The following is a 24,587-nucleotide window of genomic DNA, read 5'->3' as shown; positions in this document are numbered from 1 at the left end:
AACGATTGACATACCAACGACTCGTTCTCGTGTGAGAAGGTCCTTCGCAAGCTCAGAATGACACACGTGTTTTTTACTCACTATTTCACAACCTCACCATTTAATGAAAAGGTGCCGGGGTGAAGCACAGCACAAATATCGCGAGCATCAGCCAGCCCAGCACCTTGCGGCCCGGGGAGAGCGGAGTTTCGTCGGGGGCGGGTGGGTGGTGCACGCCGGTCAATCTACCCAGCAGCAGCCCAAACACCAGCCAGCCGGGGTTGCCCAGTACGCCGGGTAGGGCCACCGTAAGCGCCAACTGCCCAAACCACACGGCAGCTGCCAGCAACACCGTGCGGCCGGGAGTAGGTAGCAACTTCCGAAACACTACAAACAAGTACAGGGCGTATGGGGCGCCCCCATACAGCCACATGTCGCGGTCGGAGTGGAGGGAAAACAGCCCCAGCCCAGCATAAAAAATGAAGCCAATGAACAGTACCGTAGAAAGGCGGTTGAAGCGCCGGTAGCCCAGCAAGCCATACAGGATGTGCCCCCCGTCCAGCTGCCCAATGGGTAGGAGATTGAGTGCCGTGAAGAACAGCGACAATACCCCCGCCAGCAATACCGGGTAGTGCAATAGCTCGTAGGGGTGCGGCAACCGCGCCGGATCGGCCAGCCAGCTTTCCAGCCACTGGTAAATCAGTGGCTTGCCAAAGGTGATGCCCTGCGCGCCGGGGGGATACACGTGCCGCGCATAATCAGCCCCAAACCGCTGGTACTCCGGATGAATCTGGAATAGATAATCGGCCAGCGGCGGCAGATGTGTGAAGCCATACATCAGCAGTGGCACCGCTACCAAGAAGCCCGCCAGCGGCCCTGCCAGGCCAATATCAAAGTATTCGCGGCGTGAGAAAATCCGGTCCTTGATGCGAATAACCGCCCCAAATGTGCCGATGCCCAGCACAAACGGAATGTAGTAGGGTAGGGTGGTGCGCACCCGATTGTAGCGCGCCGTGAAGTAGTGCCCAAACTCGTGCACCGTGAGCACGCCCAGAAACGGCACCGAAAACCACAGTCCCCGGCTCAACTCCATGCGCAACGCCTCGCCCCGCAGCCCGAATACGTCGAGGGGTAGGAAATCCAGCCCGCCGCGCGTGAGCATGATGCCCGCCAGCGTGGTGGTTACTAGCGTAACCAGGAACAGCAGCAAGTGCAGGCCGTACACGCGCCAGCGCGGCGGCTCAGGCTGCTCGTAGCGCACAAAGGCCGCGTTGGCATCGGCCAGCGTGTAAGGTGGGGTAGGCGCAGAAAAATCGTCGGCGGCCGTGGGGGCTTCGGCGTCAGGCAGAGGTAGGGGAGAAGGCACGAATGGCGTCGGGCAAAGCGTCGGTGAGCGTCAGCGGCGGCGCCAAGAACAGGGTTTGTATTCCCAGGCGGCGGGCTGTTTCAATGTGTTGGATACTGTCTTCAATAAAAAGAGTTTCCTCGGCTTTCCAGTTCATTTCGCGCAGCACGTGCCGAAAAATCTCTTCGCCGGGCTTGCGCAGGCCTACCTCCTGGGAATAAAACACGCGGTCCAGGGCGTCGGCAATGCCGTGCGCAAAGCCGTATTGCTCTTTTAATTGCTGGTTGATAACGCCGATGTGCATGTGGTTGGTATTGCTGAGCAGCGCCGTTTCGTGGCCCTGCTCGCGCAGCTCGGCAATGAGAGCCAGGCGCTCGGCGGGCACATCCAGCAGCATGGCGTTCCAGGCGGCGTCCAGCTCGTCGTCGGTGGCCGTAAGCTGGTAGCCCGTGCGCAGCCCTTCCCGAAAGGCCTCGCTGGTGAGGCGGCCGGTTTCCAGCTGGTCAAACAGCTCGGCCTGGGCCTGTTGGTTGAACGCAATGGTGCTACCGGCCGGGCTAAAGCGGCGCATCTCATCTAGCGTACGCTGGTAGTCGATGTTGATAATAACGCCGCCGAAGTCGAACAGCAGATTAGGTTTTTTAGTCATGTGCAGAAGGGTAGGGGCGGCTTGCAGCTGCCCGAAGGTATGTTTCATCCGCTCGGGTTCACTCCAACGCGGATTAAAATTGGAAATTCGCCCGCAAACTTCGAAGTTTGCAGCAGCGAAACCAACCTGCTTCAGCAGATTAGTACGCATCGGGCCTATAGCTCAATCGGTTAGAGCAACTGACTCATAATCAGTAGGTCCTTGGTTCGATTCCAAGTGGGCCCACAGGTAAAGCCTGTATAGTGTTGATTGTCAGCATTATACAGGCTTTCTTGTTTTTGTTTGGGACGTTTTACGGGACAAAAAAGAATCAATGCCCTATTTAGCGGTATCCATTTAGTAGCTTATCCATTGCTGGTGCTAAGGCGTCGGCTTTCTCCCCTAGCTTTAGCAACCGGGCGTACCATTTAGTAGGCTTGCCTTGGTAGTGAGTTTTACGCCCTTTCTTGTAGTGTTTCTCCCACTCTCTATCAACGGCAAAGTAGCTGCTCAACCCCCGGAACGTTTTAGATTCTAACTGCGAACCATAAAACAGCCGCGTTGGGCCATAGGCTAAACGGTGGGCAAACTTGCCTGTTCCGTCACGTAGATACAACACAGTTGCCCGCCGGCCGGATACCGGACAGATCATGTAGTAGCGAAAGCCGTTGCCTAGGTTAGTCGGTACGGCTTCCAACTCTATCCGGTAATCGTAGCGCGTTGTATCGTTGAGGGTGTAGTGTAGGCGTAGGTATGACTGATCATCCAGTAATACCACATCTAACCCAACTGAGCCGGAGGGGTGGCCGTTGCGGCTCCAGCGTAGCGTAGTAGAATGGTAGCCCGGTCGGAGCAGCCCCCGTTGCCGGAGGTCGGATAGCTCAAGCCGTTTTATCTCGTCAGCGGTATCGGGAAAGGTTGGGGTACGGGGCATACTGTTATGCTTTGTTATCATTCCGTACGCACGCGGGCCTACGGTTAGGTTGTTACAGGACAATAGCAGGCATAGGAAACCGAAATCTTTAAGGAACTGGCGGTAAAACGTAGTTTTCCAGGCGCTACACTTCAACATTCCTCAACATTTGCCCTATGCTGTTATACCGTAAAATACGGTGTTTACGGTAGGAATACAAGCCTAAAACAACCGCGCCCCGGCTGTCTACTTTGACAACCGGGGCGCGGTGTTAGCTAGGCGGCGTAGGCATCTTCCGGCTCTAGGTGCCGGAGTAATGAAAGAGCCGTGAGCGTTGCCAGCATGGGTTGTACCTGGGCGGGCTTGGCTTTCTTGAACCGGGCTGCTACCTGTTTGGGGGTGAGTGGTACGCCGGCTTGCGTTACCACGGCCCGAACGGCTTGCATCTGTTGGGCCAGTTCGGTGGGCCACGGTTGCGGGGCGGTTTCTGCTACGGCCGTGGCGGCGGTGGCCGTAGTGCCTAGGGTGAGGGCGCTCTGTTGTTGGCCGGGGGCCTGATAGGCGGGGCGGAGGTAGCGCACGGTGCCAGCGGCTTCCTCGGCGGCGCGGGCGTGGTTGAGTTGCACCAGCCGGGCGAGTAGCTCCGCCTCCGGCAAGTCAACGGGCCAGCCGTAGGCATCGGCCACGGCGGCGTCTAGGTCGTTGTGTAGGGAGAGTAGCACGGAGGCTAAGCCCTGCTGATTGGTGGTTTGCTCTTTGGCGTTCAGGGGTTGGCCGGCGCGGAGCTTCTCTACCACGTTGTAGAGGTTGGTGAGCGTGAGGGTAGGGTGTGCGGCCTGCTGGCGTTTGCGGTGCGCATCTAATGTTTCGGCTAGCTCTCGAATACGGGCCTGTTGGGCTGACGTAGCATCTGGGAAAGGGAATGGTTGAAAACACCGAGAGCCATCGTATACAGGATCATTGCCTACACCTAATCTACCGCCTGTGGCTAAAGCCCACGTTACATGAATCTTACTCGAAAGCACTCCTAATTGATAAGCATCATCAAAAGCAAAAACGTTAAGCTTATCGTCTGGTACAATGTTCTTCTCAAGAAACAAGAAAAACCTATGTTTTGCTACCCTAGGTGAGACTATATATCTTGACAAACCCGATAACGCTGGCCGAAAGCTAGAGCGCGTCCTTCCATGCAGCCACCAGTTTTCACGTATGGCTTTGTCTCGGTTTGCATCCCGTTCTGGTTTAACGTGTTCTAATAAGTATTGATAGACTTTAGGGAATTTAATTAATACTTCATCAGCACTCAAACCGAAGAAATCAATAATATAAACCCCTCTAGTTGTTGCTGTCAAATCTTTACCATTACGGTAAGGTTTGATATATTCTTGTAATGTATCAGTTTCGCCTAGTCCTAGAGATAAAGCCAAATTTTGGCTAATAGTGAATCCTAAACCAAAAGGCATTACCCCTCTATTACTTAAACCTTCATTGGCTTTTAATGGCTTAGTAGAATCTAAATTAACACCTATAGTCAAATCGGATAGAATCTGTCCTTGCTGCTCTGTGAATGTCACATCAGATGCATCATCATCTTCCGCTGCTGTTTCAGTTTTTAACGTCAGCAGTTGACCAAGGCCTACTACATTCGGATTAGTTTCGGCTACAGTTATAGCAATTCGTACAGCCGCTCCATCAGTGCTATCTACCCATGGGTGGTCAGCGATAGCAAATGTGAGAGATAAGGGTGGTTTGTCTCCTTCCAAAAAGGGCTGCATCACCCGCCGGTTGAAGGTCTGTTTAATGCTATTGGTAGTAATGAATCCAAAACGTGCAGCGGTGCCAGCTTGCACAGTTTGAGCAGCATGGTGCCACCAGTACATCACAAAATCCGCCGAATCTGGTACTTGATTGCGATATGCAAATCGTAGTGCTTCTGTGTAGCCGTCGCCTAATGCTTCGCGCATTCGAGCTGGGCCAATGAATGGCGGGTTACCTATAATAAAATCAGCAGTAGGCCATTCGGCGGGGCGGGGGTTGGGGTATTCCAGCACCACAGCGCGGGCGGTTTCATCGGGCACGGCCAGGCCGGTAACGGGATGCGGGCGGGTGGTGCCGTCCCAACGGGTTACGGGGTTGCCTTGGGCATCGAGGCGCGGGGTAGGCGGGCCGTGTTGTAGGGCGGCGTCCTGCTGTTGAATGTTATGATCATCCGTTAGTAACGGCTCCGGCATTTGGGTAAGGCCGTGCGTACGGATATGCCACTGCAAATACCCGATACGTAGCACCACGTCGGCAATGGCAGCGGCGCGGGGGTTCAGCTCCAGCCCTAATAGTTGGCGCGGGCCAACGGTGGTGCCGCCGGCCAAATCCAGCAGGCCGGTTTGCCCGAAACCATTGATAGCGTCTAGCACTTCACCCTCCAGGCGTTTGAGGTGTTCCAGCGTCACGTACAGGAAATTGCCCGTACCACAAGCCGGGTCTAGCACCTTCACGGTGGTTAGGCGGCGCTGAAACTTTACTAACTCATTCCGGGCGGCGTTTAGGTTGCCCTCATCTTGCCGGCGGGCGCTGGCAGCCTGAGCGGCGGCCCACTCCCGGCGTAGGGGCTCTATCACGGTGGGCAACACCAGCCGCTCTACGTAACGGCGCGGGGTATAGTGGGCACCTAGTCGGTGGCGTTCTTTGGGGTCTAGGGCCCGCTCCAGCAGCGTTCCGAAAATGGCCGGTTCTACGGTAGTCCAATCGGCGGCGGCGGCTTGGCGGAGCAGTGTAACTTGGGCAACTGATAGGGGTAGGGCCGCGGCGTTGTGGAATAGTTGTCCGTTGAACCTGGGAATACGCGCCACCAGCGAGGGGGAAAAGCCGCCGGCATCCATTGTTGTCCACAAACTTGTCAACACATCTGGCAAGTATTGCCGGCGTTCGTCGGTATCGTACTGCTCCAGCAGGCCCGTAAAGGACTGCTTTGGTATCAGGCCGGTATCCTCTGCAAACATGGTAAACAGGCACCGCATCAGGAATTGCGCTACCACGTCGGAGGCGTGGTCGGCCTGTTCCAGTTGGGCCGACAGGGCGGCAAGCTGGGCGGCTAGTTTCCGCGTTACCTGAGCAGCGCGGCGGCTAGGGTCTAGCTCCCGTGGGTCGGTAAAGAGCAGCCGGAGCATAGCGCGGGTTTCCTCATTTGCCAGCGAGGCCAACGGCAGCCGGAACCGTTGCGAATCCGGGAACGGCACAAAGGAATCCCCAACCCCGGCGAAGTTGCTGTATAGGTCGAGGGCATAGCCCACATCAGCCACTATCACAAACAGCGGGCGCGGTTCGGTGGTAGGTAGGGCCCGCACGTAGCCTAGGGCCTGCTGGCGGGCGGCTTCCATCATTTGCCGCCACTTGCCGGTATTGCGTACGGCGTGGCCCTTACGGCGGCGTTCGGGGGGCAATCCTAGCTGGGCGCGTTCGGCCTGGGCTAGTACGTCGGGTGTGTCGGTGCCTTGTTTGGTTTCCAGCACGAAACAGCCGCGTTTGTAGAGGTCAATCCGGCCGGTGCTTTTCTTACCGGCGCCGTCGTCAAACGTTACGGCCCGCTCCAGCACGTAGGCATCCTGGGCGGGGTTGTCGGTGGTAGCGTCGGGTCGGGGTACTCCTAGCAGGTCGCAGAGGTCTTGCAGGAACAGGCCGTAGTTGGCCCGCTCCGCGCCGCCGGAGTTTTTCCAGCGGGCTTCAAATTCGGGGTAGGTCACAGAGGAAACAGGATAAAAATAGAATAGCAGTAGCCGGGTGAGTGGCTACAAAGGGAGTAAGATAGGCAGTAGGGTTCAGCTTTGGTAATTAGCCGGTTCAGATCAGCATTTCGGGACCAATACGCGCACGCGCGCGAGGAAACCGAAATCCTTAGGGAACAGGTGGTTTAAACTCAGATTACGGAGTGAAATGTGTGGTTTTGTGTAGTGCTATAACAGGGCGTTATTGTTGGCTCTCTATCGTAGAAATAGTATCCTTCAACTCCTGTATGGAATCTACTTCACCCTCCCATAAAGGATGCTCCGGTGCCTGCTCTCCCTCCGGCTTGCCATATAGCCGCACGTAATTGCCGTTGAGTACATCGAGGGCGGCAATCCTTTTGTAGCCATAAAACCCCGCATCAGAGTTTCTAGTGTTAGCAAGGAATACAAACGCACCATCAGCAGAAACACCCATCTCAGTGAAATGCAGGGATAGTAGAGCTGTTTGTGTGATGTTGAAATTCTGCTGTTCCATTGTTGAAATCTGTTTGTTTTCAGTGTAGCGAGAGAATAAGGGAAAGTAGTGTTAAACCAACTGATTACAAGTGTGGCAAAGCCTATCACTTTTGAGAATGTTAGCATTTGTCAACATTTGTCAGCATTTGATCTAGTGTAGCAGGTAGTAAGGCATCGTAGGGGTGTGGGCCGGTGCGGTGCGCGGCGTCACGCTGGAGGCGGTTGTAGCGGGCCCGGTTACGGTGGTAAGTAGCGGGCGGAGTAGCCGCACGGGTAGCGGCCCAAAACTCCAGCGAGGCACCAGCTAGTAACAGCGTCGCATCGGAAAATTTGAGCGTGGTGTAGTCCAGCGGGCGGCGGTGGGTAGTGAGGTGCCAGTGTTTGAGCAATTCGCCGCCTAACACGCGTAAAATGTCGGGTTTTATCAGGTCGGCCAGCGTGAGAATCGGCAAACCTGTGAGCGCACACAGATTGCGGGCACGGGTATACACTATCTCAAATCGTAGCGAATGGTGCCCCGGAGGCACTATAAACCCTTGTAAGGCGGCATAGGCTCCTTTGTCGTAATACTTGAGCCGGTAGGCCGCGTGGTAGGCCACGTATTCCAGCGGGCGGGCAACACCGGGGGGCGGAGCCAGCGGGTAGAACGGGCTTTGTCGGTGGTGGTGTAGCTGCTCCAGAAACGGGCGCGGCGCGGTGGGCACTGTCAGGTTCACGCCAACCTCCAGCCACTTCACTAGCAACGCCTCCGGGGGGAGGGCCAACGCCTCTGCCAGTTCAGCCACGGCGCGGGCCGCGTCGGCAGCCGCGAAGGTGCCTAGGTTGTTGCCTTGTGCGAAGGTGTGCAGCGAACCGCGTACCCGGCCTTTGTATTGTCCCGGCCGGTACTCCAGGCGCAAGCCCCGGTACGTATGCCGGATGCGGCCCCGTGCGTCAGGTTCGCCCGTGGCCCCGGCAAACGCCGGAGCCTGGGCTAGTGCCTGCTCCGCCGTTGGGCCGGGGTTGGGTAGCGTAAAATGTAGGTGCAAATTGTCGTACACGGTAGCCCGAAACGCCTATCTTTGCCAGTGGTAGCACCAGCTAATTCCTAGCCCGAAACAGCCTGCTCCAGAGCGCCTACCCTTACTAAGAGGGTAGGCGCTCGTTCGTTAAAAGCAGCAGCAACCAAGGCCACTGCTTTCGGTGCGGTGGCAGGCTGTTTCCAGTCTGTTTGTGTGTGGTAATTGCGAGAGAGGCGGGGTAGGCATCTGTGCCTAGGGGAACCGTCTAGCAGTTCGTATTGCCTCCCTGTAATGCCTGATAAATACAGGCAAACGCCGTTGCGTTACTCCAATTCGGAGGGGAGTAGCTTGAGCCACTCTGGTAGCTGTGGCAGCACGGTTTGCAGGGTATTCCGTGCGGTTTGTGCGTTAGTTGGGCGGCTCTTAGGTATATAGGCTTTTTCCGTGACCAGCAGCAGCAGGTAGGCCGGCTCGGTGGCCGTGGCGCGTCGCATTAGCACGACGGCCGCCGGCCCTAGCACTTTCTCCCGGTAGTCGGCTTTGTAGTCCCCTACAAACAGGCATTCTACCCACGGAGAGAGCCGCGCCGGCATTTTCTCAACCGTGCGGAGGCCAGAATGTAGGTCTTTCTGGCGTTCTATGCACCTAGTTTGTAGGATAGCGTCGCACTGTCCGGCGTAGCGCGGTTGCGGTGGGCACAGAAACAGCACATCATGCACGGCGGTACCCTCGGCGGTGGGTAGGCATTCAGCCACTAGGCGGTACTCCTTATCGGGGCCGCCTAGGTTGGCAAGGTAGGGGAGGGTTTCCAGCCGGTAGAGCAGCGCCGCCCGAAACGGCCGGTCTGGTACAGGTGCCGGAAAGGGGTTGCGGCGGCGCGGCGGGCTTGGCGGTTGGGGCGGGCGTTGGGTAGGACCTTGCTCTAACTGTTCGGCCAACCGGCGGGGGCGGAAGTGGTGGGTAGCACTCATCACTCCTAGCCCTTGCGGTGTTGGTACTTCTTATGCGTCCGGCCAGCTTCCAATACTTGTGACCTTTCAAAATACATACGCCGCCCTAGGCGCACGAAAGGTACAATGCCGTTCTTAGTCCACTCTGTCAAGGTGGTTTTAGACACGCCGAACTCCTTGCAGACTTCCGGAATAGTCAACAATGTATCGGGGGCGGTAGCCGCCGGCGTGGTGGGTAGCAACTCTGCGAGGGAGTTGCGGAGCAGTTCCCGGAATGCCTCCGGGCTGTCAGCTAGGATAAGTAGGTTTTGCATTGCAACAATCGATTAGTGATGCTGCAAACCTAGCCGGGTAGGTAGGGGTAGGAAAGAAATTTTCTTCCTTTTCTTCCTACGATACCATTCTGTAGGAAGTAGAAGATAAGGTTATGACAGTCAAGTATTAATCTTGAGCTGGTAAGACACTATCCATCTTCCCGCCACGGCTGCGGCCAATAGGTTTTAGATCTTCTAGCTTAACCGGACCTTCGCCTAGGCTGTCTTTAACCTTAAGGTCGCTGAGGTATGCCTTTAAGTTACTGATAGGGTCTTTACCACTGAAATTGAATATGTAGCATATTCTTCTGCATAATTCAGAAACATTACCATCATTCATAAACTCTTTTAAATTTATAAATCCACCCTTTTCTAATCGATATAGTAGTTCTGCCATATCAGCAACGCCTCCTCTTTCAAATTGCCATTTTAATAATGGCCCTTTTATACTAGATGATTCTGAGTTAAGGGAAATTTCTTCTTTTATATTATTTTTATTGTTTCCTTTAAAGAAATTTAAATTTCTAATAGCATCTCTACACATAATTGAAAACTCATTCTTTTCCTCATCTTCTTGCTTTTTATATCTCCATTTATTATAATCTAATATCCAAAGGCCTCTAAGTTCTTTGTCTGTGATTTTTTGGTATTGATTTAGAGTGGATTCGTGAGCTTTTTCATAAGTATTGCTTATTATTTTCTCTCTGATTCTTTTTTTTTGCGTGTCGGTTAGGTCTGATACTAATTCATTTGGTCCTACTTCAATTCTTTCAGAAATAAGCCAGTCTAGATATTCATAATCATCATATAATCCATACTCCATAGATGATGCTGTATTTTCATCTATTGTCATACGCATATTTAGTATATCATATCTTAGTTTCTCCTCATCGCTAAGTTCCTTTAATTCAAAATTAAAGTTGATAATCTCGGGGTCGTGTCTGCTTCTCCATAATTCTTCTTGTTCGTAGCTGGGCTTGCCTTCATAAGGTCTTTTTGGTAATATGTATAGAAGTCTGTGCTTTACAAATTGATCTAAGCAATGCTCTAATAATATAACCTGCTGATCAGGGGATAATAGCAACATGTCACGATACATATTGTGTTCATATTTCATTCTATATTTTTCTAGTTTATTATGAAAAACAACTGCATCATCAAGATCATTTATATCGAATGAATGGCTTTGATGTATTTTCTGTATTAGCTTATATAAGTGTGGATTGTTGAAATACATAAATTCGTTTATTATCCAACCCGCATCAATGGTGCGGCCTGCCGTTCAACATATTCTTTAAATTCATCCTGCACTACTGCATCCGTTATTTTGAGGTAACGGTGTAGCGTCTTGTAATCTTTGTGGCCGGTAATTCGCATCACTGTTTCCGGCCGCATTCCTCCCTCCAGTGCCAGCGTTACAAAAGTGCGGCGGGCGGTGTGAGTAGAAATCAACTCGTACTTAGGCCGGGTAGTGGCTTTGCGCTCTTTGCCGCGAAGTTGGGTAGTAGTGGTAGGGGAGGTGAGGCGGGCCAGCCGGGCAATCTGCTTTAAATCGGCGTTGCTCTTTTGGTTGCTCTTTACGGGTAGGGCCCAGCTTTCGGAGCGGCCGGCGTACTTGCGTAGGATAGCCAGCGCCAACGGCGAAAGAGGTATTTTCAGTAGGTCAGAGGTTTTCAGGGTCGTAACCAGCACGTACCCATCCTGTATCTGCTCCGGTCGGAGGGCTTGCACGTCGGAGAACCGTAGGCCGGTTTCGCACTCAAATAGGAATACGTCCCGCGTCTGCTCCAGGCGGGGCATATAGTCCAGATTTAGCGTAGCTACGGCCTCTTTCTCCGCCCGCGTGAGGTAGACTACCTCCGGCTGCAAGTCCTCCAGCTTGCGGAACCGTTTGAAGTGGGCAAACTCATGTAGGCCCTGCTCAAAGGTGGCGTTTAGAAAGGCTTTGAGGTACTTTACGTTGTTGTTAACAGAGGTATTAGCAATGCCGGCCGTACGGAGCAGATAGCTTTTGAAACCCTCACAGAAAGCAAAATCTACGTTGCTAAACTCCAGCCGGAGGCGGCGGAGCTTGGCGTAGGCGGTTAAGTGTTTGAGCAGCGTCTTGTAGCTCTTTACCGTGCTTTCGGTTTTGTCGCGGCGGCTGGATTCTATCCACTGCTCCAGCAGCTCTAGCAGCCCGGCGGGGGCGTTGGGTTGTGCGCCGCCTACTGTCTTGGCTACTACTTCGCGCAAATCTTCTACCGTGGGTAGCTTGCCCTTAACGGCGAGGGCCAGCGCAGCGGCCTCTAGCTGCTCCGTTAGTCGTTTGAGCAGCAGGTTTGCATCCGAGAAGTTAGGGAAGTTGCGGCGGTACTTCTGATTCTTCGCGTCCCACTGATCCGGCGGTACCGCGAGGGGGAGGTAAATCTTTTTCCGTTTCCCTTCCAGGTAACAGGCGGCATAAATAGCCGTTTCGCCGTCGGCGTTGCCGTCGGTCAGATAGTATTTGATACGTAGCATTTCCTAGCCCGGAAAAGTGAATACCCTAAGGTACGCTATCTGTTTTCACGGGACAACTCACGGGACAAAACTTTTAATTATACCCGGTTATAGGTGTTTCTACCTGAACTCAAAAGTGGCCTGAAATGCTGTCAGAAGGGTTTTAAAGGCAGTATAGGTAAAGTGAGATTTGAACCGTTCGATTCCAAGTGGGCCCACCGAAACGGCTTCTACGTAATGTGGAAGCCGTTTTTTATTTATCCGCCTACGGTTTTTCTAAACAATTTACCTGCTAGCATCTCCCTCCGGGTCGGCACGCCTACCTGTGCCGCTGCAATACGGGTATAGGTAATCAGCAAGCCGCTATAGTGGTGCCTGACGCGGAGTGTATGCCGATGCCATTCCGTCGATGGAACAGGGGTAGGGCTAAAACGACTTCGTGAAGCCCACTTTGATTTTCAGCTGGAAGTCCTGGATCACCTTGAAAATCTCTTTCAGCGTGACCTGCTCCACCTGCGTGAGGGTGGTCGGGTCGACGTAGTTGGTGGGGGCGGTGCGGTCTTGCAGCAGCTGGTTGGCTTGCTTGTTCAGGCGCATGCCCATCAGGTAGTAGTAGGCCTGCAATAGCTCCTGATATTCTTTCTCGCGGAATACGCCCCGCTCGCGCAGCAGAGCCAGCCGCTCGCCAGTATTCGTCCGGAAAATCTGATGTTGCAGCGCGTACACCCGCACCAGGTCCACAATGGGCGTCATGGTGCGCTTGAGGTCGAACACCTTTTGGGTTCCCTGTACAAACGTGCGAATATTGCGCAGAAAGGTAAGTGGTGGCTCGTATTGCAGGGCATTTTGGGCCATAAACCGGAAAAAGCGCTCGGAAGGCTTTTGCAGTTCCTGGTGCAGAAATGCTTGCAGCTCGTCCATGATAGACTCGTCGCCGTAGAGGTAGCGGCAGTCGAAAAAGGTAGCGAAGCGCATCACGTTTTCGGGGTTCGACTCGCGCAGCCATTCCTGGTAGTTGCGTTTCCAGTGCGAGAGCGAGTGCGTCCATTTGTGGTTTTTAGCCATAAAGCCGCCCGTGCAGTAGTGCAGCCCAATGTGATTGAGCTGATCGGACACGGCCTCGGCGAAGCGCAGGAAGTAGGCGCGCACCAGTTCGCGCTGCTCATTGGCTTTGTCTTCATAGATAATGGCGTTGTCCTGGTCCGTCACCAGGGTTTGCTCCTGCCTACCCTCGCTGCCCAACACCATAAACACGAAGCGAGCGGGCGCAGGGCCGTGCTCGGCTAGCACGTTGTCAATCACCTTGAGGGCAATGGCATCGGCTACAGCGGTAATCACCTGGTTCACGATTTCCGACTTCACGCCCCTACCTAGTAGCTGTTGCACAATCTCGGGTACCTGGTCCCAGCGGCGCTTCAACTCGTGGGTGCTCTGGGCCAGCTTCACGGCCTGAATGAACATAAACGGCGACTGCGCCAAATCGCTCAGGAGCTTGTTGCGGCTCAAAAAGCCCAGAAACTCGCCCTCGCGCTCTACCAGCAGGTAGCGCGTCTTGGTCTGAAACATTTTCAGAATAGCCTCATACACATACACATTGCTGCTCACCGTGACCAGCGGCGTAGCCAGCACGTCGGCCACGGGGCGGTTGGCATCGAGGCGTTGGGCAATCACGGAGTCGCGCAGCGTGATGTCGGTGCAGTAGCCCACAATCGTGCCCTGAGTGTCGGCCACAAACAGGCAGCTCACCTTGGCCGCCGCCATGCGCTGCGCGGCCTCGTAGATGGGCGTATCGAGCGTGCAGGCTGTGATGGGACGCATCTCCAACGTCTCCACGCGGCGTGAAAACAGCTGGTCGGCTACCAGAAAGTTCTGCTCGGGTGTGTCGCGGGGTTTCACAAAATGGGCAAACTCCTCGTTGAGCATCTGCTCGCCGTAGCGCGCCGTGAAAAAGTGAAAGAACTCGGGGTAAGACACGCATAGGGCCCGAAAGTCGCGGCGGGGTAGGGTGAGCACCCGCGTGCGGGCGCGCACCACCACCGTCCGGATAGAGCGTTTTTTGTGCAGCAAAATAGAAATGCCCCCGTAGCACGTGCCGGCCGGGTAGGTGAGGGGTAGGCGCTTGCGCTGCTCACTATCATAAAAGAACGTGTCGTAGGCGCCCTCTACAATAATATCCAGTGCCCGCAACTTGCTGGTTCCTTGCTGGTAGAGAAGGGTTTCGCGAGAGTGGTAGACCTCCTCCACCAACTCGGCTACCCCCGCCAGTACGTCGTCGGGGAGGAGCTGGAAGGGTTCCACAGTGCGCAAAAAAGCCAGAACGTTATCCATAGATCAACCAATAGAGAAGGAGAAAGAACAGCGCTGCACCTACGGTGATGGGAAGTTGGTGTTGCGCCCAAAAGGAGCGGGGCGCTGGGGGCACCAGCCGGGGTAGGGTAGGGGCCGTGGTGGCAAACAGCCCCCGGCGGCGCATTTCGAAAAAGCAGCGGGCCGTGGCGGCAGCATCGCTCTCGGCATCGTGCAGGCGGGGCAGCGGTTCCTGAAAGAGATACTCGTGCAGGTCGGCCAGCTTCAGGTAGTGCCCGCGCAAGCTCAGGGGCCTGCTGCTGAACATAGTGCAAAACTGCGGCAAGGCCGGCAACGGATTCGACAGGCCTACCCGCTGAAACGCCGCGCCCAGCACGTGAAAATCGAGTTGGAGAAAATGACCGATTACCTGTGGGCGGTAGTGCAGTAAATCGTGGTGCAGGCGCTCCAGCACGGGGCGGGGGGCGCCGCCGTGGGCGTGCAAAAAGTCTTCGGTGAGACCATGCACGGCAACGGCCTCGGCCGGCATGGTGCCAGCTGGCACGCGCAGGTAGCCCGCATCGGAACATACCAGCTCCCCAGCGGCCGTGTACACCTGCCAGGCCAGTTGCGCCACGTGCGGCCAGTGGCCTTCTTCGGCATAGGGTCGGTCCCAGCGGGTGGGTAGGCCGGTGGTTTCCGTATCAACAAACAGCAGGAAATCAGCAGCCACGGGCAACAAATTTAGTTATAGCAGGCGCACGGCTACAGCAGATGACGCGCTTATCTGTGAGAAGGCAATCTGTCATCCAGCTGCTAATAATACTGCTTTAGGTTGTAATGGATTGATACCGGGCTTTTCGATAGCGCAATTGAAATGGAACACGCGCTTTCCATGTAGAGTATACAGATCGGTAAGCGAAAAAATATTCGCTTACACAAACGATAAAGTTGCCGTAACATTCCTATATTTCGGTTCAATTCAACTCTCACAGCACCTGTTGCCCAGTGCCTTGTTGAGACCCTTGAATACTCTATTCAATAGTATTTCAGACAAGCCGTAGGCTTTCTTTTGATGCCCTTACACAATCGATTGCGAATAGTTTTTACACAATCGATTGTGAGTATGTGTTTTCCAATTCCCACTCCTCCTTTTTATGAGAAAGACAGTACCCAAATTGCGTTGGCTAGCTGTGCCAGCACTGCTCTGCGGTTTACCCCTATTGCCCGTAGCAGTGCAGGCAGCTACTCCAGCAACCGATTTCTTATCAGGTACCCTACTGCCTGTCGCCGATGCGCCCGTTGCAGGGCGTGTGGTGGATGAAAAAGGGGCCGCCCTACCCGGTGTAAATGTGGTAGTGAAAGGCACCAACAACGGCACCCAAACCGATGCTGACGGCCGCTATACCCTGACTGTACCCGATGGTGCTACCCTAGTATTCTCCTTTGTCGGATATACCGCGCAAGAGGTGTCTGTAGGCGGCCGTAGCACTATCAATCTGGCTCTAGCGCCAGATTCACGGGCCTTGGGCGATGTAGTAGTGGTGGGGTACCTGACTGAGAACCGGCAGAACGTGACCAGCGCCGTGGCGCCACTGGATGTAAAGGAAGCAAATAAGACTCCGGTACCTACTGTGACGCAGGCATTGCAAGGGCGGGTAGCAGGCGTACAAGTAACAGGCTCGGGTGGTCCCGGCGCCACACCTATTATCAATATCCGCGGTATTGGCACATTGGGTAATGCCAGCAGTGGCCCATTGTACATCATCGATGGTTTATGGACGGATAATATCCGCGACCTGAACCCCAATGATATTGAGACGCTAAACATTCTGAAAGATGCTTCTTCTACGGCCGTGTATGGTTCGAGGGGAGCTAACGGGGTAGTACAGATCACTACTAAAAAAGGCAAGGCCGGGGCGCCATCCATTAGCTTCAATAGCTACCGGGGCGTCGATAATGTGTATAAAACCTACAACCTAACCAACGCCAGTGAGTGGGCTGATCGTGCTGTTATCGCGTATCGCAATGCTGGCCTAGACCCGCTCAACAACGGTCAGAACAGTTTGGCTGGGGCTGTTAAAGGTCCTGGCGGAGCCTTCAACCCTAATGTAGATACCGATTGGCAAAAGGAATTTTTCCAGACCGGTACGCTGGAAGATTATAACCTCTCCTTTTCGGGAGGTTCTTCGGGAGAAAAGTACAACTCCAATTACCTGATTTCGGGTGAATATTTTCATCAAGAAGGCATTGTGAAAGGTCCTGATTTTAAACGATACAGCTTGCGTTTAAACTCAGGTCTCACGAAAGGTCGTTTCCGCTTGCAGGAAAACGCCCAGCTCACGCATATCAACACGACACTGCTGAACGGAGCACCGTTTATTGATGTGCTTACAATTATTCCTAGTATTCCGGTATACGACCCGGCAAATCTGGGAGGCTTCGGTACAGGCTCATCGGTGCTGAACTCGTTCGCTACCAACCCCATTGGAGCACAGTCGCTGCTACGCCGCACGCAGGCAGACAACCGGTTGGCAGGCAACGTTAGTGCCGAGTACTCTTTCTTTGATTTCCTGACCTATCGGCTAAATGTGGCCATGGATGGCCATACCTACAGCAATGCCGATGCGCAGAAACTGGGTATCATACGCCAGAACACAGCCATCAATACGTCGTCGCTGAACGAGTTTTTGGGCTACGACCTATTCCTGCTGGCTGAGAATACGCTGAATTTCAACAAGCGTCTTGGTGACCACGGCGTGAATGCGTTGTTGGGCTACTCGGAGCAAAGCTACCGCCAGCACAACGTGCAGGCAGGCGCGCAAGGCTTTACTAGCTCGCCACAGTATTACTTCGAGTTGAGCGCCGGCCCTCGGGTAGGGGTAGTGCAAGGGTCCTCGTTTGAGTACACCAAGCGCTCCTTCTTCGGGCAGGCTACCTACGACTACAAGAACCGCTACTTGGCTTCGCTTAGCGCCCGCCGCGACGGTTCATCGCGCTTCACCCCTGAGAACCGGTGGGGTAATTTCTGGGCAGCGTCGCTGGGCTGGCGCATCTCGGAGGAGGATTTTTTTAAGGATGCTGTACCGGCTATCAACAACCTGAAGCTGCGAGCCAGCTACGGCACCAATGGCAACGATGCACTGAATGGTCCTTACGGAGGCAGCTACTTGCCCTACCCCATCATTGGGCAAAACGTGAATTACGTTATCGGCACCGGCCAGACAATTGTAAACGGCTCTTCGCAGTTGGCACTGGCTAGCCCCGATATTCGGTGGGAAGACCGCCGCACTCGCAACATTGGTCTGGATTTGAGCGTGCTTGACAGTCGCTTGAGCTTGTCAGCTGACTACTATATTTCTGAAACCCGCAACGCACTGGCGCCAGTGCAGGTGCTCACCTACCTCGGCCACTTCGGCAACGATATCTACCAGAACGCGGGCACTATCGAAAACCGGGGCTTTGAATTAGGCCTGGGTTATCACGAGACAAAAGGTGACTTCACCTACGGTGCTGATTTCAACCTGACAACCCTCAAAAACGAAATTACGGCCGTCCCGACCGTAGGACAGACGTTTGGTGGTGGCGAAGGCGTAACCCGCTCGCAATTAGGTACGTCGCTGGGCGAGTTCTACCTGATTCCGTTCGATGGTATTTTCCAATCGAACGATGAAGTAGCGAATTACAAAAGCTCTAATGGTACCATCATTCAACCCTATGCCTCGGCTGGTGACGTACGCTATAGAGACGTAAACGACGACGGCAAGATTGATAATGCCGACCGCGTATTCGCAGGCAAATCCATCCCAAACCTAGTGATGGGCCTGAACTTGAATGCCGCCTATAAAGGTTTCGACCTGTCGGTATTCCTGCAATCTTCCAGTGGCAACAAGGTTTACAACCAAGCCAAACTGGCTTTGGAAAGCTATAACGGCCCCAATAACTACGACGCCGATGTGACTCCGTGGTCGGTTGACAATCCTTCGAGCACTACACCGCGTCTGTTGCAGGGTGGTGGCTTAGGCAACCTAGGGCAAGCGGCAGCTTCTAACGCTCTATTCAACAGCACACGCTGGTTGGAAAACGGCAATTATGTGCGCCTGAAAAACGTGCAGCTGGGCTATACCCTACCTACGAGCGTAACCAGCAAAGTGCCCAGCTTGGGCAGCGTACGGGTATACGTGACGGGGCGCAACATTCTGACCTTCACCAAATATTCGGGCTTCGACCCGGAGACAACTGGCACAGGCTTCTACAGCCGCGGTGTAGACAACAGCTCCTACCCCAACGTGCGCAGCTTCATTGGCGGCTTGCAAGTGAACTTCTAATAACTGTGGTGGGCCTGCCATTCTATGTGGGCAGGCCTACCCATCCAATCTGTACTAAACCGATGAAAATACATAAAATAGCTGCTCTTTTTCTGCTCTCCAGCGGCTTGCTGCTGACTACGAGCTGCGAGAAGGATCTACTGGATCAGAGCAACCCCAATGCTCCAGATACCTCACAATTCTGGAAAACTCAGGATGATGCCGTTAAGGGCGTATACGCCTGCTACTCGGGCTTGCAGCAATATGCCTGCTACGGTCACTCATGGCAGTTTATGGCCGCCCGTTCCGACGAGTCGTACAGCCAAAGCCCCTTCGTGGAGCTGGCTAACTTCACGCGTTTCATCACGCCTGATAACAACTTCTTTATCTCGTCATTCGCCTGGAACGACTATTACCGCACTATCTTCCGCACCAACCAGGTGTTGACCCACGTGCCGGACATCGACATGGACGCGACGCTGAAAAACCGTCTGTTGGGCGAGGCGCAGTTCGTGCGGGCGCTTTCGTACTTCGATCTGGCTTACTTCTTCGGCAACGTGCCCCTGATTCTGGTAGAGCCGGTGGTGACTACCCGCGCTCCACAAGCTACTACGGCACAGATAGAAGAGCAAATCATTGCCGACCTCACGGCAGCCATTCCAAATCTGCCGCTATCGTACGGTGACTCCGAGAAGGGCCGCGTAACGAAAGGGGCTGCTCAGGCACTGCTGGCCAAAACGTATATGATGCAGCGTAAGTACATCGAAGCATCGGCACTATTCACGCAGATTATCGGCTCGGGCCAGTACGATCTGGTGGCTAATTATCTTGACAATTTCACCTCGACCAACGAAAATAACCGAGAGTCGGTGTTCGAGATTCAATTCGTGAACTCGCCATTGGAAGTAGGGCAGGGACAAGATAATGCGTCTGCATCAGAAGCATATGACCGGCCCAATTTCTTTGGCCCTCCCTATTATACTTTCGCCGACGTGCAGCCCCGTCTGTGGCTGCTAAACGCCTATACCGATTCTACAACTGCGTTTGCACCAGGCAGCACTACCCGGCACATGATTGATCCACGCCGGGACGTGTCCATCATCAGTGCTCGTAACCCCGACCGTTTCTACGGCAAAACTTTCGCTGAATTGATTGTAGAACGCAACTACAACCCCAACCAGCAGTACTGGCGCAAGTACCTGAACGACCGCACTCGCACAACTCCTGAGGATTTCACTTCGGGCATCAACTTCCGCGTGATCCGCTACGCCGACGTACTGCTGATGCAGGCCGAAGCGCTGACTGAGCTAAACCGAGTAAGCGACGCACTACCGTTGGTAAACCGCGTGCGGAACCGAGTAGGGCTGGCCTCACTCACAGGCAGCTATTCGCAGGAAGCTATGCGCCAGCTCATCCGTACTGAGCGCGCTAAGGAGCTGGCCGGGGAAGGCACACGTTGGTTTGACATTCTGCGCTATGGCTTAATGGATAACCAAGCTGGTATCACAGAACTGACTAGTCGCGATTCGGACTTCACCAACTTCCGTCTAGGCGTTTCTAAGCTGCTACCCATTCCACAACGGGATATCGATATTGACCCCAATGTGAAGCAGAATCCTGGCTACTAATACGCTAATGGTATAGCGGTAACAAAACAGCCGTTTCGGGCAGTAGCTTGAAACGGCTGTTTTACTTTCTATAGCCTTAAATAGCTTGGTATAAAGTGCTTTATGATAACATTCTACATGGGGTTATTGAGTCGAAAGGGAAAGCAGCTACTAGCTCTGATATTGCTATCGAGCTGCGGCGACGCAGGCGACAACTCGCCAGTATCGTCTACTCCGGTGCCAACTCCTGCTCCGGTTGCTGGTACCACGTTCACCAACCCGCTGTTACCCTCCGGCGCCGACCCATGGGTGTATCAGCAAGGAAACACGTACTACTACCTGAACACTACTTACACTAATCTACGCATCTGGAAAACCAGCAAGATGTCGGACTTGGGCACAGTGTCGAGTACGCTGGCCTGGGCTCCGCCTGCAAGTGGACCAGCCTCCGGCAACCTGTGGGCACCCGAGCTATATCGCTTCGACAATAAGTGGTACCTCTACTACTCTGCCGGACCGGCTGGCACCGATTTGGGGCAGCAACGAACCTGGGTACTGGAAAACAGCGCCGCAGATCCCACTACCGGCACCTGGACCGATAAAGGTCGCATCTTCTGTGCTTCTGCCGATTTCTGGGCCATCGATGGAACCGTGCTGGAGCAAAATAGTAAGCGTTATTTCATTTGGTCGGGACACAATGGGATAGACGCTGTGCAACGGCTATACATTTCTCTGATGAGCAACCCCTGGACGCTGACGGGGCCGCGCGTGGAGCTGTCGCATCCCGAGTATAGCTGGGAAACGGTGGGGCCGCCCTACGTCAACGAAGGACCGGAAATTCTGCAACATGAGGGCAAAACGTTTCTGGTGTACTCCGCTAGCTTCTGTGGTACCGACTATTATTCCCTAGGGATGCTGACGGCCGATGCCACCGCCGATCCGATGCTACCAGCGTCCTGGACGAAATCGACCAAACCGGTTTTCTCTCAGAGTCCTCTTAACCGTGCCTATGCTACCGGGCATAATGGTTTTTTTAAATCCAAAGATGGTACGCAGGATTGGCTGATTTATCACGCCAATTCCAGTGCTAGTCAGGGCTGCTACGACACGCGCAACCCGCGCATGCAGTCCTTCACTTGGAACCCCGATGGCACTCCCAACTTCGGGACGCCCGTAGCCATCAACACGCCTATTACAAAACCCAGCGGCGAGTAAGAACTCCCTGCTCTCATGCTTTCTCAAACCCCACCGCTATGCCTACACTACTACTCATTCCGTTTCGTGCCCATCTATCTGGCGTCATCCAGCGCTTGTTGCTGCTGCTGCTGCTAGTTAGCATTAGTAACCTTCGCACCTATGCGCTGCAAGGGTTTTACGGTTCTCACGATCCTTCCACCATCGTGAAGGAAGGTAACAAGTACTGGATATTCACTACCGGGCAGGGCATTTATAATATGTATTCCACGGACCTAATAACCTGGACACCCTCGCCGCGGGCGGTATTTGTCAACAATGCCTACCCTAGCTGGATCAACACCAAGGTGCCAGGCTTCGCGGGTACTTTCTGGGCGCCTGAGTGTATTTATATGAATGGTAAATACTACCTCTATTATTCCTGCTCCACGTTCGGCTCGCAGGTGTCGGCCATTGGCCTTGCTACTAACGTGACACTGGATCCTGCCAATGCCAATTACAAATGGGAAGATCAGGGCGAAGTGGTTTCTTCCGTAGCTGGCAGCGGCCCCAATGCCATTGACCCCGCCGTGCTGCGCGACGCCAGCGGCAACGTATGGCTCACGTATGGTTCGTTCTTCGGTGGTATTCGCACCACTCAGCTAAACGCTACCACCGGCAAGCCCTTGAGCAGCGCGGGCTATACGCTGGCCAACGGTGGGGTAGAGGCTCCCGACTTGGTACAGCACGATAATTTTTACTACCTGTTCATCAACCGCGGCAGTTGCTGCCAAGGCATTAATAGTACCTACTACATTCAGGTAGGGCGCGCAACTACGCCAGCGGGACCTTTCTTGGATAAAGATGGCAAAGATCTGAATAGCTTGGGCGGTACTACTGTGCTTAGCTCGGTTGGGCGCTATATTGGGCCAGGCCACGCGGGCATTTTCACTGAAAATGGCGTGAGCTACTTTTCGCACCACTACTACGATGGCTATGACAACGGGGCGCCCAAGCTAGGGCTGGCCCGCCTGACCTGGGATGGTGCGGGCTGGCCTGTTATCAGCCGCGAGTGGGTAGCCGCCGGCCGCTACCAAGTCAAGAATCAGTTGAGTGGTTTAGTGTGGGACGCTTGGGGCTGCACAGGAGCCTCGGGACAAATGGTGGCGCAGGGTACGTCCAGCGGCCTCACTTGCCAGCAATGGGACTTCACGGCTGTAGGCAATGGGGAGTATAAAATCACGAATGCATTGGGCGGGCTGGCCATGGATGTAACGGGCTGCTCGGCTGATGCGGGGGCTAAGCTGCAACTTTTTGCTTACAATGGGTTGGCTTGCCAACGGTTTTCTATCGACCGCGCCAACGATGGTACGCTCGTGTTTGCATCCGCAAATGGCAACCGTGTGATAGAGGTTCCTAACGCCTCCACTGTGGCTGGGCAGCAACTAGGGCTGTGGGACTACAATGGTTGCCCTTGCCAGCGCTGGACGCTAAGTCCGGTAGGTGTAACCACCGCTACCCTACCTAGCCAGTTACTAACTGGTGTCAGCATCTACCCAATTCCAGCCGAGCAAGGTAACTTCACTGTTGATTTAGGCGAGCAGAAATCAGTAGGCGTAGCTACCGTGCTAATCTTCGACTGGCAGGGTAGGGAGGTATACCACCAGGATTTTGGGCCACAGCAAACGCAATTGACCGTTAAAGTGAGGTTAGCCAGTGGAATGTACATGGCGCAAGTGCAATATGGAGATAAACGCTTGGTACAGAAGATAACAGTTCGCTGATTAACGGGTAGGTGGTGCCATACAGAAAAGCATCAAATAAGATTAAATACACAAACGATTGTGTACGTAAAATAGAATCTTTACTTTACACCGCGAAAACCAATGTCATATGCAGAAATGCGTGCGCAATCCGGGTTTTTGGCACTTAAAAGCGCAATAAAGAGCTAGGATACTCTTGTTGAAACGATAGCACATGGGGGCATTTTAAGGAAATTAGCTTGGGCGTTTTTATCTGTATCGCTGCGTTTTTCTGCATACGTTTTCATTACTTGCCACCTATCCTTCACCTGTTCTTTTCCGTTGATGACACACATTCGCTACGCTGGCTACCTTGCCAGTGGCCTGTTTGCAACGTTGCTACTAGCCGCCTGCAACCAAAGCCCTACCTCCACTGAAGCCGGCACTACCACCCCCGCCGCTGCCGACTCCACCCAAACATCTGCTGCTATGCCCGCCTCTACCTCCTTCGGTAAAACCACTGAGGGTACCGAAGCCCAACTCTACACCCTCACAAACGCCCACGGTCTGAAGGTGGACATCAGCAACTACGGCGGTACCATCACTAGCCTGATAGTGCCCGACAAAGACGGCAAGATGGGGGATATTGTATTGGGCTTTGACAACGTGAGCGGCTACCAGAGTCCGGCGTTTCTGAAGTCGGGACCGTACTTCGGGGCGCTGATTGGGCGCTACGGCAACCGTATCAAAGGCGGTAAGTTTACGCTGGATGGTCAGACATATACACTGGCCCAGAACAACGGCCAAAACTCGCTGCACGGCGGCAAGAAAGGCTTCGATAAGGTGATATGGGACGCCAAGCCCGGCTCCTCGGCCGATGGCCAGACGCTCACGCTCTCCTACCTGAGCAAAGACGGTGAGGAAGGCTTCCCAGGCAACTTGCAGGTGACGGTGGTCTATACGCTCACCGACAACGACGAGCTGAAAATCGACTACTCGGCTACCACTGACAAGGCTACGCCCGTTAACCTCACCAACCATAGCTACTTCAACCTGGCCCTGGGCCAAAGCAAAGACGTGCTGGCCCACCAGGTGATGATTCCGGCCGACCGCTACACCGTAGTGAACGACCAGCTGATTCCGACTGGCGAGCTGCGCCCGGTGAAGGGCACGCCCTTCGACTTTAAGACCCCCCACGCCATTGGGGAGCGGATTGCGCAGGTACCCGGTGGCTACGACCATAACTGGGCGCTGAACAATCCCAGCGGCATGCACCAGGCCGCTTCCGTCTATGAGCCTACTACGGGCCGTACTTTGGAAGTAACTACTACTGAACCGGGTGTACAGTTCTACACCGGCAACTTCCTCGATGGCACGCTCACCGGCAAAAACAACGTCACTTATGGCAAAAACGCCGGTTTCTGCCTAGAAACCCAGCATTTCCCCGACTCGCCCAACCAAGCGGATTTCCCCAGCACCACGCTGAAGCCCGGCGATACGCTACAGTCTACCACCATCTTCAAGTTTGGGGTACGGAAATGATTTTTTGATGGGCTGGTCGGCTAATGTGCTGATGTATTGATTTTGTCAAGTAATAATCAAAACATCAGCACATTAGCCGACCAG

Annotated in this window: 17 protein-coding genes and 1 tRNA gene; 6 read left to right on the top strand and 12 right to left on the bottom strand. The window is 54.1% G+C overall.

Translation table 11 applies throughout. The features are described 5' to 3' along the window. Window positions 1–100: 100 nt before the first annotated feature. Both MUN82_RS12315 and MUN82_RS12310 read right to left on the bottom strand, forming a co-directional pair. Window positions 101–1,345, bottom strand: a complete 1,245-nt coding sequence (locus tag MUN82_RS12315; RefSeq protein ID WP_245090784.1) for a site-2 protease family protein — start codon at window positions 1,343–1,345, stop codon at window positions 101–103. Then, entirely contained in the window at window positions 1,320–2,021 is a 702-nt protein-coding gene (locus MUN82_RS12310; protein WP_245090781.1) for an HAD family hydrolase, read from the bottom strand. The genes MUN82_RS12315 and MUN82_RS12310 overlap by 26 nt, the downstream gene beginning before the upstream one ends. Window positions 2,022–2,124: 103 nt before the next feature. Between MUN82_RS12310 and MUN82_RS12305 the strand changes: the two genes are divergently transcribed. Next, window positions 2,125–2,198, top strand: a tRNA-Ile gene (locus tag MUN82_RS12305). A 97-nt stretch (window positions 2,199–2,295) separates the two neighbouring features. Here the strand turns inward: MUN82_RS12305 and MUN82_RS12300 are convergent. The 10 genes from MUN82_RS12300 to MUN82_RS12255 all read right to left on the bottom strand — a co-directional run bounded on the left by MUN82_RS12300 (window position 2,296) and on the right by MUN82_RS12255 (window position 14,865). Further along, complete coding sequence (locus MUN82_RS12300) at window positions 2,296–2,886, bottom strand: hypothetical protein (RefSeq protein ID WP_245090778.1); 591 nt, start codon at window positions 2,884–2,886, stop codon at window positions 2,296–2,298. 254 nt (window positions 2,887–3,140) lie between these two features. After that, a complete protein-coding gene (locus MUN82_RS12295; protein ID WP_245090775.1) occupies window positions 3,141–6,602 on the bottom strand; it encodes a class I SAM-dependent DNA methyltransferase in 3,462 nt (1,153 codons plus the stop codon). A 223-nt stretch (window positions 6,603–6,825) separates the two neighbouring features. Next, window positions 6,826–7,119, bottom strand: coding sequence for a hypothetical protein (locus MUN82_RS12290; RefSeq protein ID WP_245090773.1), 294 nt, complete (start codon window positions 7,117–7,119; stop codon window positions 6,826–6,828). A 100-nt stretch (window positions 7,120–7,219) separates the two neighbouring features. After that, window positions 7,220–8,128: a hypothetical protein gene (locus MUN82_RS12285; RefSeq protein ID WP_245090770.1), complete on the bottom strand. Its 909-nt coding sequence runs from the start codon at window positions 8,126–8,128 to the stop codon at window positions 7,220–7,222. 296 nt (window positions 8,129–8,424) lie between these two features. Next, entirely contained in the window at window positions 8,425–9,072 is a 648-nt protein-coding gene (locus MUN82_RS12280; RefSeq protein WP_245090767.1) for a hypothetical protein, read from the bottom strand. Window positions 9,073–9,077: 5 nt separating this feature from the next. Next, window positions 9,078–9,365, bottom strand: coding sequence for a helix-turn-helix domain-containing protein (locus MUN82_RS12275; RefSeq protein ID WP_245090764.1), 288 nt, complete (start codon window positions 9,363–9,365; stop codon window positions 9,078–9,080). A 127-nt stretch (window positions 9,366–9,492) separates the two neighbouring features. After that, window positions 9,493–10,602: a hypothetical protein gene (locus tag MUN82_RS12270; RefSeq protein ID WP_245090761.1), complete on the bottom strand. Its 1,110-nt coding sequence runs from the start codon at window positions 10,600–10,602 to the stop codon at window positions 9,493–9,495. A gap of 11 nt (window positions 10,603–10,613) precedes the next feature. Then, window positions 10,614–11,867 (bottom strand): site-specific integrase, encoded by a 1,254-nt coding sequence (locus MUN82_RS12265; RefSeq protein ID WP_245090758.1) that lies wholly within the window; start codon window positions 11,865–11,867, stop codon window positions 10,614–10,616. A 405-nt stretch (window positions 11,868–12,272) separates the two neighbouring features. Continuing rightward, window positions 12,273–14,174: a DUF294 nucleotidyltransferase-like domain-containing protein gene (locus MUN82_RS12260; RefSeq protein ID WP_245090747.1), complete on the bottom strand. Its 1,902-nt coding sequence runs from the start codon at window positions 14,172–14,174 to the stop codon at window positions 12,273–12,275. Then, a complete protein-coding gene (locus tag MUN82_RS12255) occupies window positions 14,167–14,865 on the bottom strand; it encodes a 3'-5' exonuclease (RefSeq protein WP_245090744.1) in 699 nt (232 codons plus the stop codon). The genes MUN82_RS12260 and MUN82_RS12255 overlap by 8 nt, the downstream gene beginning before the upstream one ends. Window positions 14,866–15,289: 424 nt before the next feature. Between MUN82_RS12255 and MUN82_RS12250 the strand changes: the two genes are divergently transcribed. From MUN82_RS12250 to MUN82_RS12230, 5 genes are all read left to right on the top strand, one after another. Beyond that, window positions 15,290–18,460 (top strand): SusC/RagA family TonB-linked outer membrane protein, encoded by a 3,171-nt coding sequence (locus MUN82_RS12250; protein WP_245090741.1) that lies wholly within the window; start codon window positions 15,290–15,292, stop codon window positions 18,458–18,460. Between the two features lie 62 nt (window positions 18,461–18,522). Then, window positions 18,523–20,067, top strand: a complete 1,545-nt coding sequence (locus MUN82_RS12245) for a RagB/SusD family nutrient uptake outer membrane protein (protein ID WP_245090738.1) — start codon at window positions 18,523–18,525, stop codon at window positions 20,065–20,067. A gap of 102 nt (window positions 20,068–20,169) precedes the next feature. Then, complete coding sequence (locus tag MUN82_RS12240) at window positions 20,170–21,261, top strand: glycoside hydrolase family 43 protein (RefSeq protein WP_245090735.1); 1,092 nt, start codon at window positions 20,170–20,172, stop codon at window positions 21,259–21,261. Between the two features lie 38 nt (window positions 21,262–21,299). After that, window positions 21,300–23,003: a family 43 glycosylhydrolase gene (locus MUN82_RS12235; protein ID WP_245090732.1), complete on the top strand. Its 1,704-nt coding sequence runs from the start codon at window positions 21,300–21,302 to the stop codon at window positions 23,001–23,003. Window positions 23,004–23,306: 303 nt separating this feature from the next. Further along, a complete protein-coding gene (locus MUN82_RS12230) occupies window positions 23,307–24,503 on the top strand; it encodes an aldose epimerase family protein (RefSeq protein WP_245090729.1) in 1,197 nt (398 codons plus the stop codon). Window positions 24,504–24,587 lie beyond the last annotated feature (84 nt).

This window comes from Hymenobacter aerilatus, assembly GCF_022921095.1.
GTDB lineage: Bacteria > Bacteroidota > Bacteroidia > Cytophagales > Hymenobacteraceae > Hymenobacter > Hymenobacter aerilatus.
The sequence above is the reverse complement of the archived record's forward strand: the minus strand, read 5'-3'. Positions and strand labels throughout refer to the sequence as shown.